This window comes from Saccharopolyspora sp. (genome assembly GCF_017434145.1).
Classification (GTDB): domain Bacteria; phylum Actinomycetota; class Actinomycetes; order Mycobacteriales; family Pseudonocardiaceae; genus Saccharopolyspora_C; species Saccharopolyspora_C galaxeae.
In genome coordinates this window covers 1-11,157 of the sequence record NZ_JAFRFW010000928.1, presented here as the reverse complement: position 1 = coordinate 11,157, position 11,157 = coordinate 1, and the positions used below count along the sequence as shown (strand labels likewise).

At 70.4% G+C, this 11,157-nt stretch carries 8 protein-coding genes; 2 read left to right on the top strand and 6 right to left on the bottom strand.

The features are described 5' to 3' along the window. Nucleotides 1–121 precede the first annotated feature (121 nt). The 6 genes from IJH84_RS25120 to IJH84_RS25095 all read right to left on the bottom strand — a co-directional run bounded on the left by IJH84_RS25120 (nt 122) and on the right by IJH84_RS25095 (nt 7,348). Entirely contained in the window at nt 122–388 is a 267-nt protein-coding gene (locus IJH84_RS25120) for a hypothetical protein (protein WP_200068150.1), read from the bottom strand. A gap of 150 nt (nt 389–538) precedes the next feature. Then, nucleotides 539–3,790, bottom strand: a complete 3,252-nt coding sequence (locus tag IJH84_RS25115; protein ID WP_295149772.1) for an arabinosyltransferase domain-containing protein — start codon at nt 3,788–3,790, stop codon at nt 539–541. Between the two features lie 311 nt (nt 3,791–4,101). Continuing rightward, entirely contained in the window at nt 4,102–5,028 is a 927-nt protein-coding gene (locus tag IJH84_RS25110; RefSeq protein ID WP_200068151.1) for a glycosyltransferase, read from the bottom strand. Then, a complete protein-coding gene (locus IJH84_RS25105; protein ID WP_200068152.1) occupies nt 5,025–5,846 on the bottom strand; it encodes an ABC transporter ATP-binding protein in 822 nt (273 codons plus the stop codon). The genes IJH84_RS25110 and IJH84_RS25105 overlap by 4 nt, the downstream gene beginning before the upstream one ends. A 13-nt stretch (nt 5,847–5,859) precedes the next feature. Next, the gene (locus tag IJH84_RS25100) at nt 5,860–6,732 is read right to left on the bottom strand and encodes an ABC transporter permease (protein WP_200068153.1); all 873 of its coding nucleotides are present in this window, start codon (nt 6,730–6,732) and stop codon (nt 5,860–5,862) included. 94 nt (nt 6,733–6,826) lie between these two features. Next, nucleotides 6,827–7,348 carry a bacterial proteasome activator family protein gene (locus tag IJH84_RS25095; protein ID WP_200068154.1) on the bottom strand — a complete coding sequence of 174 codons (522 nt, stop codon included), beginning with the start codon at nt 7,346–7,348 and terminating at the stop codon, nt 6,827–6,829. A 94-nt stretch (nt 7,349–7,442) separates the two neighbouring features. Between IJH84_RS25095 and IJH84_RS25090 the strand changes: the two genes are divergently transcribed. Then, nucleotides 7,443–8,642 (top strand): cysteine desulfurase-like protein, encoded by a 1,200-nt coding sequence (locus tag IJH84_RS25090; protein WP_295149769.1) that lies wholly within the window; start codon nt 7,443–7,445, stop codon nt 8,640–8,642. A 152-nt stretch (nt 8,643–8,794) separates the two neighbouring features. Beyond that, complete coding sequence (secA2, locus tag IJH84_RS25085) at nt 8,795–11,122, top strand: accessory Sec system translocase SecA2 (RefSeq protein ID WP_295149767.1); 2,328 nt, start codon at nt 8,795–8,797, stop codon at nt 11,120–11,122. Nucleotides 11,123–11,157: the final 35 nt, after the last annotated feature.

The following is an 11,157-nucleotide window of genomic DNA, read 5'->3' as shown; positions in this document are numbered from 1 at the left end:
GGGACTGACCGGTGCCGCCGAACATGCGGCGGTCCTGCTGAGGGCGCACCCGGCCGAGCGCGCAGCGGCGCGTCGAGTCCGGGCCGCGGCGGATCGGCCCGGCCCGCGCTCCGGTCTCCGCTCAGCTGCCGAACCCGGTCCCGCGGCTCGGCGCGCCGTAGTCGTTCGTGTCCGAGCGGGAGTTCTCCAGGTGCGCGGTCGCCACCTGCCCGAAGTTCACCGCGAACCGGCCGCCGTCGGCCATGGCCAGCAGCGTGGTGCCCCCGGAGCCCATCAGCTCGGGCAGCCGCGCGTTGAGGGTTTCCGCCTCGGCCGGGTCCAGCGCGATGTGCAACGGCTGCGGCGCCCCGGCCAGGTGCAGCACTAGTGCGGGTCGTTTTTCGCTCATGGACCAAGCGCACCACCGGTGCGCCCGGTACGGCAGGCGTTTTCACCCTGAGCTGACGCGCACCGCCCCGATTTCACCGTGAGCGGACGCGAAAAGGCCCGCTCGACGATGCGAGCGGGCCCTTCTGCCGCGGCGGTGCTCAGCGCCGGATCACTTCTGCGACTGCTCTCCCTCGTCGCCGCTGAGGTTCTTCACGTCGTTGCGGTCGTCCGAACTCGGCACGTCTCCGGGCAGCTGCACCGTCTGGGTCAGCGGTCCCGGCGACCAGAAGCCCCAATGGGTCTCCTTGCGCACGTCCATCGCCGCTTCGGCGGGCAGCGCGTCCGGCTGGTACGGGTCCACCTCGTAGAGCGAACCCCAGTCCCGGTTCACGTCGCCGTTCATGTAGGTCGGCAGCTCCCGCACGCTGGCGCTGACGTTCATCCAGCCGAACGGGCCGCCTGCGTCCGGCGACGACCAGCCGGCGCCGATGTCGCGCACCTCGGCCCCGGCCGTGACGCGGAACTTCGGCATCTCCGCGACACCGTTGTGGATGCCCGCGATCCGCAGGCTCGGGTGCACCAGCGCCGCGGTCCACTCCACGAAGCTCGGGGAGCGGCCCACGACGTCGGTCATCTTCGACAGCTGCGGAACGCGCGGGGCGCTCACCGCGAGCCAGCCGTTCGGCGAAACCGACTGGTCCACGCCGACCACCCGCATCTTGGTGGCGCCCTGCGCGTCACCGCTGACGTTGTAGCGGAAGTCGCGCCACTGCGGGCCGCCTTCCTGGCCGACGGGCTGCCGGTGCAGCACCTCGAAGCCCTGCGGGGTCTCCTTGCCGAACTCCAGCGTCAGCGAGTTCGCGCCGGTCTCCACACCGGCCATGCTCAGCACCACCGGCGCCTGCCCGTTCGCGGCCTGCTCCGGCAGGTCGTACCACTGGGTCCGCAGCTCGCCGGAGCCGATACCGGCCTCGTCGTAGCTGCCCCACACCGGCGCCTGGTCGGTGCCGAACTGGTGCGGCGGGCGCCAATCCGGTTCCTCCGGATCGGAGCCGTCGCCTGCGGGCAGACCGGGCCTGCTGAAGCCCTGCATGGTCGGCCGCATGTACTGGTCGGCGTTCTCCTTGTCCTCGTTGTTCTTCGGCACCTTGAAGCCGGGCGCGGCCTTGGCGGGCTGCTGCTTGGCGGCGGTGAGGATGCCGTCCTGCGGATCGGTCTCCACGTACACCGAGTCCGAGAGCCCGCGGCTCTGCCCGGTCAGCTGGCGGACGTTGTCCAACCCGATGCTGTAGCTGGACGCCTGCTTCTGCACCGCCTTGCCGAAGGTGGCCAGCTCGGCCAGCACCAGCAGCGCGCAGATGATCGACAGCGGTGCGGTGCCCAGCCGCAGCGCGCGGCTGCGCTGCTCGAAACTCGGTGGCTCGCCGACCTGCGGGTTCTTCTCGTCCAGCCGCAGGTGCTCGACGAACGCGACCACCGCGGCGATCGCGGCCACGCCGAGCAGCAGCGTGCTCGCGTTGTGCCCGTGGATCGAGGGCGCCTTGTCGTACCACGGCACGCCCCAGCCGGAGACGTACCAGTAGGCGTTCGGCCCGGTGGCGGCGAACGCGCAGATCACCATCAACCCGGAGAAGAACGCGGCCCGGTTGCGCCGCGACCGCAGCACCGTGCTGCTGGTCGCCAACGCGGTCAACGCCGCGAGCGCCCCGCCCAGTGCGGCGAACATGCCGAAGTGGTGCGACCACTTGGTGGGGGTCAGCGCCAGCACCACGAACGACAGCGCGGTGATCGCGAGCAGCCTGCGGCTCGGCCCGACCGCAGCGCCGCGGATGCGCCCGCGCCGCAGCAGCATCACCGCGCAGGTGACCAGGCACAGGATGACCAGCAGCACCGGGAACCGGCGCACCAGCGAGCCGTCCGGGGTCGGGCTGAACAGCAGGTTGTAGCGGTTGAGCTCCTGGTACCAGTCCTCGCTCGGACCGATCTCGGTGCGCAGGTCGGTGGCGTCCATGACCGACTGCCAGGTCTGGTCGGCGAACACCACGGTCAGGATGATGAACCCGCAGGCCGCGATCGGTGCCAGGATCGCCACCCAGCCGTAGTCCTTGGCGCGCAGCCGCACCAGCCGCAGCAGCGGCTTCAGCGCGGCGATGTAGGGCAGCACCGAGACCAGGCCGTGCGGGTTCGCACCGACCGACAACGCTGCGACCACCAGCCCGAGCGCGGCGGGCATCAACCTGCCGGTGGCCACCGCTCGCTCCACGGCGCACAGCGCCAGCAGCGAGAACAGCACCACGACCGGCTCGGGGCGCAGCCCGTTGTTGTAGGGCAGCCAGAACGCGAGGAACACCGCGGCCGCGGCCCACCCGGCGGCGTTGCTGCGCCGCACCTGCTGACCCAGCCTGGGCAGCACTTCGCGGCTGATCAGCAGCCAGCTCATCGAGCCCATCAGCAGCGCGGGCAGTCGCACCCAGGGCATCGCCGTGGACACCTGCACCCACAGCGAATACAGCTCGTAGAACCAGCCGAACGGCGCTTCCGGAACGGCGAACCATCGGAAGTAGTTGCTGATGTACCCGGCGCTCTCGCGCGCTCGCGCGATCGTGAGGATGTAGCCGTCGTCGGAGGTCATCGCCCCGATCAACCACCACACGACGAGCGAGCCGATGACCGCGATGTCCCGCAGCGTCGGCTTCCACCAGCCGCGCGGCACCAGTCGCGGCGGCCTGCGGCCCGCGCGCACGTCCAGCCGCCGCAGGCAGATCACCGAGCCGATGAACGCCAGCACAGCCGCGCCGATCACCGTGTACTTCAGCACCGTGGCGCTGCTCTCGTACCGGTTGTCCACCCGTGCCTCGAAGGACAGGCCGTCGAGGTTGTCGGCCTGCGCGTCCAGGTCGGAGAAGATCCCGGTCAGCTGCGGGCGCTGGTCGCCGCGCACGTTCATCAGCGACTCGTCGCCGAGCTTGACCTTGGTCCCCACGGCGTCGGAGTGCACCGAGATCGAGCAGCCGCCCGGCGGCAACTGCGTCGAACTGACCTGCTGGCCCTTGGCCAGCACCACCAGCTGACCGTTGTTCACCTGCAGCGTCAGGCCGGTGAGGTTGCCGTACTCGGAGTTCGGCGGGTTCGTGCTCAGCACGTTCGCCACCCCGGGGGTGCGCGCGTCGAGGCTGCGCATCGACTCGCAGGGCACGTTGGCGTCCATCCACGCCGGGGAGAAGCTCACCAGCGGCGCGGAGACGGACTTGGTGCCCTGCGCCGTTGGCCAGCGCAACGTGTTGATCTCGTGGTTCACCGGCAGGAAGGGCACGACGATCGCCAGCACCGCGCCCAGCAGCCCGAGCACGGAGGCGAACAGCGTCAACCGCTTCGCGGAGGGCTCGCGCCTGCCCGCGGCGGGGCTCGCCGGGTCTTCCACCGCCGGAGGAGCGGACGACTCGTCCCGATCGTCCTTGCGACTGTCTTCCTGCTGCCCGTTAAGCACGCCAGCACAATAGTAGTCGCTGGTCCGGGGGCCTTCGGCGCGTTCGTGAGGTACCGCAACGAGATCATTGCCGACGCTATGAGCAGGCTCGATCGAGTGACTCTCAGGCGGCTCTCAGCATCCTGTGACACTCCGGTGACTCGACTGCGACGGCAGGTGCGAGGCCGTGCTCGTGGCCGGTCCGAAACGAGTTCGTCCGCCGCGGCATCGGCCCGCGGCGGACGAAAGGAACGGTGCGGAGGTGCTCAGCGCCGGTAGAAGTGCTCCCGCTGCCCCTGCCGGACCAGGCGCAGCCACTCCAGGAACGCCTTCGGGTCGCGGCGGTGCCCGATGAAGTACAGGCCGAAGCGCAGCACTTCCAGCGCCCCGATCTTGCGCATCCCCGGCTGGGAGAGCAGGTAGCCCCGGTTGCGGTAGGTGTAGTAGCGCTTGTTCGCGTCCGGCGGGTCCTGCGCGTGGAACCGGCCGCCGAGCATCGGTTTGAACTCGTCCGAGCCGTCCGGGTGCACGAACCGCGTCTTGAGCGAGGTCCCGAACGGCAGCCCGGAACGCACCACGCGGCGGTGCAGCTCCACCTCGTCGCCGCGGAAGAACAACCGGTAGTCCGGCACGCCGACCACGTCCAGCGCGCTCGCGCGGAACAGCGCCCCGTTGAAGAACGACGCGATGCCCGGCAGGAAGTCCCCGTCCGAGTCGGCCAGCTCCTCCGGGTGCCGCTTCCAGGTCAGCCCGCGGCGCAGCGGGAACGCCAGCTTGTCCGGCCGGTCGATGTTCACCACCACCGGCGAGACCGCGGCCAGCTTCCGCTCCACGGCCACGTCCAGCAGCGTCCGCAACGCGTGGTCGTCGGCGGGCCTGCCGTCGTCGTCGCCGAGCCACACCCATTCCGCGCCGAGCGCCAGCGCGTGCAGCATGCCCAGCGCGAAACCGCCCGCGCCGCCGAGGTTGCGGTGCGACGGCAGGTACGTCGAAGGGATCGGGCACTCCTCGACGACCGGCCGCGCGGGCTGGTCCGGGCCGTTGTCGACCACCACGAGGTGGTCCGGCACCCGGGTCTGGGTGGCGATCACCTTGAGGGATTCCGCCAGCAGCTCGCGGCGGTTCCTGGTGACGATCACCGCGACCACGGAGTCCGCGGGCAGGGCGGACCGCTCGGCGGAGTCGGTGCTCATGAGCCTTCTTCGCTCCCGATGGTGGCGCCGGCGGCGGAGGTGATCTTCGCCAGCGCGTCCGGACTGAGGTTCTCGTACGGGTCCTTGCCCTTGTAGGCGGTCAGGACGCTGCGCAGCGAACCGTGCTCGCGGATGGAGCCCTTGTCCATCCACAGGCCGGTGTCGCACAGCTCCATCAGGAACTCGTCCGAGTGCGATGCGAAGATCAGGATGCCGGAGCGCTTCACCAGTTCCTTCAACCGGTCCCGCACCTTCTCCAGGAAGTCCGCGTCGACCGCGCCGATGCCCTCGTCGAGCACCAGGATCTCCGGGTCGATGGAGGTGACCACGCCGATCGCCAGCCGCACCCGCATCCCGGTGGAGTAGGTGCGCAGCGGCATGTCCAGGTAGTCGCCGAGCTCGGTGAACTCGGCGATCTCGTCCATCCGCTTCTCCATCTCCCGGCGGTTCATGCCGAGGAACAGCCCGCGGATGATGATGTTCTCGTAGCCGGAGATCTCCGGGTCCATGCCGACGCCGAGGTCGAACACCGGTGCCACCTTGCCCACCACGCGGGCGCTGCCGCGGGTCGGCTCGTAGATGCCCGCGAGCAGCCGCAGCAGCGTGGACTTGCCCGCGCCGTTGTGCCCGACCAGGGCCAACCGGTCGCCGTGCTGCAGGTGCAGGTCGATGTCGTGCAGCGCCTCGATGATCGGCACCTTGCTGTCCGAGTCGATCTTGCCGCCGGCCTTGCCGAGCACGGCCTTCTTCAGCGACCGGGACTTCGCGTCGAAGATCGGGAAGTCGACCGCCGCGTTCCAGACGTCGATGCTGACCACTTTTCGATCTCCCTCAGACCCAGTAGGGGACGCGGGCACGGTAGTTGCGCAGCACCACCGCGGCGAGCAAGTAGCCGACGACGGTGCAGCCCAGCACCCAGTACCAGTGGTAGAGGTGCTGGTCGAAGCCGATCAACGGATCGCGGAAGATGGCGATGTAGTGCGACAGCGGGTTGCCGTCGACGAAGACCTGCCGCCAGGCGTTCTGCGGGTTGTGGTCGAACTCGAACATGCCCCAGGTGATCGGGGACATGAACAGCGCCATCGTCATCAGGCTCTGGATCACCGGCGGGATGTCCCGGAACCGGGTGGCGACTACGCCGAACAGGGTCGCGACCCAGATGCCGTTGAGCATGATCAGGAACAGCGCGGGCACCGCGGCGATCACGGTCCAGGTCACCGGGATGGGATTCGCGGTGAACGCGAAGATGATCAGCAGGATGAAGTAGATGACCAGGTTGTGCACGAAGAACAGGGTCTGCCGCCACACCAGCCGGTAGATGTGCACGCTCAGCGGCGCGGGCAGCTGCTTCATCAGGCCTTCGTTCTTGATGAAGACCTCGGTGCCCTCGGTGACGCAGTTGCGGATGAACTCCCAGATGATGAAGCCGACCGCCAGGTGCGGCAGCTTCTGGTGCAGCGGCGAGCCGAACAGGCTGCCGTAGAGGATGCCCAGCCCGGTCACCATCACGCCCATGCTGATGGTGATCCACAGCGGTCCGATCACCGAACGGCGGTATCGCTGCTTGATGTCCTGCCAGCCCAGGTGCGCCCACAGCTCGCGCTGCTTGGCACCCTCGGCGAGGTCGGTGAACGCTTTTCGCCAGGTCCGCGACGAAGTCTCGGGCGGAGCCGGGGCTCTCTCGATCGTGCTCGTGGCCTGCACGGTGCGTCAGAGTACCGATCGGGGTGTCGTCACCGGGCAGAGGGCGGCATCCGCGAGCAAGATCGCTCATAGCGGACAGCCCTGGACACAACGGTCACAGGTACTGGCCGGTGCTGCTGCTCGCCGCGTTGTCCTCCTCGCCGCTGCCCGCCGGGAGGCCGCGGCGCATCTGCTCCAGCTGCGCCCGCGCCGCCATCTGCTGCGCGAACAGCGCCGTCTGCATCCCGTGGAACAGGCCTTCCAGCCAGCCCACCAGCTGCGCCTGCGCGATCCGCAGCTCCGCCTCCGAGGGGGTGGAGTCCTGGGTGAACGGCAGCGACAGCCGTTCCAGCTCCTCGATCAGCTCCGGGGCCAGGCCCTGCTCCAGCTCCCGGATCGAGGACTGGTGGATCTCCTTGAGCCGGTTGCGGCTGGCCTCGTCCAGCGGCGCCGCGCGCACCTCCTCCAGCAGCTGCTTGATCATCGTGCCGATCCGCATCACCTTCGCGGGCTGCTCGACGAGTTCGCCGACGTTCTCCCGTTCGCCGTGCTCGGTCGCCGCGGCGGCGTCCCCGCCGAGCGGGGTGCCCTCGCCGACGACGAACACTTGGCGCTGGTCCTGCTCGTTCTCGCTCATGCCCACCATCCTGCCGTGCCCGCCGGGCCGGGCGCCGCCGACCGGCGCGGCACCCGGCGATCAGCGGGTTCCCATCGCTGCGTACCGTAGGTCCATGGCGTTCGACGTCGCTGCTGTGCGCGGGCTGTTCCCCGCGCTCGGCGACGGGTGGGTGCACTTGGACGCCCCGGCCGGAATGCAGGTCCCCGAGCAGGTCGCGACCGCGGTCTCCACCGCGCTGCGCGCGCCGGTTTCCGGACCCGGCGGGATCTTCCCCGCTTCGCAGCGCGCCGAGGCCATCGTGGACGCCGCCCGTCGCGCACTGGCCGATCTCGTGGGTGCCGATCCCGCCGGGGTGGTGCTCGGGCCGAACTCCGGCGTGCTGCTGCAACGGCTCGCCGACGGGCTCGGGGACAGCTGGGTGATCGGCGACGACGTCGTGGTGTCCAGATTGGACCACCCGGCGAACGTGGTGTGCTGGCAGCGCGCGGCGCAGCGATCCGGTTGCCAGGTGCGGTGGGCCGAAGTGGACATCGAGACCTGCGAACTGCCCGCGTGGCAGTACCGGGACCTCGTCGGCGACCGCACGAAGGTCGTCGCGATCACGGCCGCTTCCGGTGCGGTCGGCACCCGCCCGGAGGTGCGCCAGGTCGCCGACCTGGCCGCCGCGCACGACGCGCTGGTGGTGGTGGACGCCTCCGCGGCGGCACCGTTCCTGCCGCTGGACATCACCTCGCTGGGCGCCGACGTGCTGGCGCTGAACGCTTCGGCGTGGGGCGGGCCGCCGGTCGGTGCGCTGGTGTTCCGCGACCCGGGGATGATCGATCAGCTGCCGCCCGCGGCGCTGGAACCGGATTCGGACGGGGCCGAACGGCTGGAACTGGGCCCGCACGCCTACCCGCTGCTGGCGGGGCTCGTGTCCTCCGTGGACTACCTGGCGGGGCTGGACGACGCGGCGCTCGGCCCGCGCCGGGAACGGCTGCTGACCTCGCTGGGTTCGGTGAAGTCGTACCAAGCGGGCCTGCTGGCTAACCTCACCAACGGCCTGCGCAGGCTGCGGCACGTCATGGTGATCGGCGACGCCATGCGGCGGGTGCCGTCGATGGCTTTCACGGTCGACGGGGTGAAGGCCGTCGATGCGATCGAGCACTTGGCCGAGCGCGGGGTGTGCGCGTTCGCCGACCCGGGCACGCACGGGGTGTTCGCGGTGCTCGGCGCCGGCGAGGTCGGGGGAGCGGTGCGGGTGGGGCGCACCCACTACACCAACGCTCACGAGGTGGACCAGTTGTTGCGGGCGGTCGCGGATCTCGGTTGAGCATTCCGGGAAAACCCGTTCCGGACGGTCGAGCGAAAATTCTGCGTTCCGGATCGGTGAGGACGAAAGCCGGGTGTTCGCGCAGTCTCCCCGGCACTTTCCGGTAGCGGCGTATCGTGCGGTTGGCGAGCTGCCCACCACGAGGAGTGCCCATGCGGCTTCGTGATCGGATCCGGCGTTTTTTGGAACGTCCGGGAACCGCGGATCTGAAGCGCTGCCGGCAATGGGTGGCCGCGGCCGGTTCGCGGGAAGAAGCGGTGCGTGCGCTCTCCGCGCCGGAGTGGGACCGCGCCATCACCCAGCTGCGCGGCAAGCGCGAGTTCGGCCGCGCCGAACTGATCGAGACCTGCGCGCTGGGGCGGGAAGCGGCTCGCCACCGGCTGGGGGAGCGCCCGTTCGACGTGCAACTGCTCGGCATGCTGGGGCTGCTCACCGGGCACGTGGTGGAGATGGCCACCGGGGAGGGCAAGACGCTCTCCGGCGCGCTGGCAGCGGTGGGTTTCGCGATGCAGGGGCGGCGGGTGCACGTCCTGTCGGTCAACGACTATCTCGCCCAGCGCGACGCGACGTGGATGGGCGGGCTCTTCGAGGCGTTCGGCGTGTCCGTGAGCTGGGTGGATCAGCACACCACCCGAGCAGGCCGGGCCGCGGCGTACGAGGCCGACGTGACCTACGTGCCGGTGCGCGAACTCGGCTTCGACGTGCTGCGGGACCGGATGCGCACCGATCCGGGCGAGCTGGTGCTGCCGGCCCCGGACGTGGTGCTGGTCGACGAGGCCGACTCGGTGCTGGTGGACGAGGCGCGGGTTCCGCTGGTGCTGGCGGGCGCGGCCGAGGGCGCCGAAGGCGACCCGCTCGTCGCGGAAGTCGTCCGCGGCCTGCGCCCCGACGAGCACTACGAGGTGGACGCGGAAGGGCGCAACGTCCACCTCAACGACGCGGGCCTGGAGCGGGTGGAACGCGCGCTGGGCGAGGAAGACCTGTACGCGCCGGGGCGCGGGCACCGGCTCAGCCAGGTGCACGTCGCGCTGCACGCGCACGCGCTGCTGCGCCGGGACGTCGACTACCTGGTGCGCGACGGCAAGGTGGAGTTGATCGACGACTCGCGCGGCAGGGTCGCGCTGCTGCAGCGCTGGCCGGACGGCCTGCAAGCCGCCGTGGAAGCCAAGGAGGGAGTGCCGGCCAGCCCCACCGGCGAAGTGCTCGACTCGACCGTGGTGCAGGCGCTGATCGAGCGCTACCGGACCGCGTGCGGGATGAGCGGTACCGCCGTGCCGGTCGCCGAGCAGCTATGGGAGTTCTACCGGCTGCCGGTGGCCGCGATACCGACGAACGTGCCCTGCATCCGCCGCGATCACCCGGATCGGCTGCACGCCGCGGTCGAGCAGAAGGAGACCGCGATCGTCGAGCACGTCGCCGAAGCGCACGCCACCGGCAGGCCGGTGCTGCTCGGGACGCTGGACGTGGCCGAGTCCGAACGGCTGGCGGCCCGGCTCGTCGCAGCCGGCGTGCCCGGGGTCGTGCTCAACGCCCGCAACGACGCGGAAGAAGCAGCGCTGATCGCGCGGGCGGGCGAACGCGGACGGGTCACGATCTCCACCCAGATGGCCGGTCGCGGCACCGACATCCGGCTGGGTTCGCCGGACGGCGCGGGCCGGGAGGAGGTGGTGCGGCTCGGCGGGCTGTGCCTGGTCGGCACCGGGCGGTACCACACGGTCCGGCTCGACGATCAGCTGCGCGGACGGGCCGGGAGACAGGGCGATCCCGGCGATTCGGTGCTGTTCACCAGCATCGATGACGAGCTGGTCCAGCGGAATGCGCCGGATCGCCGGGCGCCCGCTCAGGTCGATGCGGACGGACTGGTGCACGACGAACGCGCGCAGTCGACGGTGGAGCACGCCCAGCGGGTGGCGGCGGGCGCGCACCTGGAGAACCAGCGCACGACGTGGCGCTACAACCACCTGATCAACGTGCAGCGCACCGCCGTGCTGGCGCACCGCGACGAGGTGTTGCACGCCGATCAGGCCGCCCGCCAGCTCGCGGACAGGTGCGCGCAGCGCTACCGGGAACTGCACGATTCGGCCGGGCAGCGGGCGCTCGATGCGGCCGCGCGCGCGATTGTGCTCCACCACCTCGACCGGCACTGGACCGAGCACTTGGCCTTCCTCGCCGATGTCCGCGAGGGAATCCACCTGCGCGCGCTGGCCAGGGAGAACCCGCTGGACGAATTCCACCGGATCGCGGTCCGCCAATTCCGGGAGTTCTTCCCCGGCGTCTACGCGGATTCGGTCCGGACCTTCCTGGACGCGCCGATCACCGCGGACGGCGTCGACCTCGAGTCCATGGGGTTGAAGCGTCCCACGTCCACCTGGACCTACCTGGTCACCGACAACCCGTTCGGCACGCCGGAAGAACGCTTCGTCCAGCGCATCGGCACGATTGTCCGGGACGGTGCCGTCCGGGCGGGCGTGCGCGACTGAGCGTTCCGCGAATTGGGCGCGAACCGCTGCCGCTT

What these genes read in the sequence shown, in the direction of transcription:
- IJH84_RS25110 (WP_200068151.1), bottom strand. Translation starts at nt 5,028, where the DNA reads ATGAGCACCGACTCCGCCGAGCGGTCCGCCCTGCCCGCGGACTCCGTG.
- IJH84_RS25095 (WP_200068154.1), bottom strand. Translation starts at nt 7,348, where the DNA reads ATGAGCGAGAACGAGCAGGACCAGCGCCAAGTGTTCGTCGTCGGCGAG.
- IJH84_RS25090 (WP_295149769.1), top strand. Translation starts at nt 7,443, where the DNA reads ATGGCGTTCGACGTCGCTGCTGTGCGCGGGCTGTTCCCCGCGCTCGGC.
- secA2 (WP_295149767.1), top strand. Translation starts at nt 8,795, where the DNA reads ATGCGGCTTCGTGATCGGATCCGGCGTTTTTTGGAACGTCCGGGAACC.
- IJH84_RS25120 (WP_200068150.1), bottom strand. Translation starts at nt 388, where the DNA reads ATGAGCGAAAAACGACCCGCACTAGTGCTGCACCTGGCCGGGGCGCCG.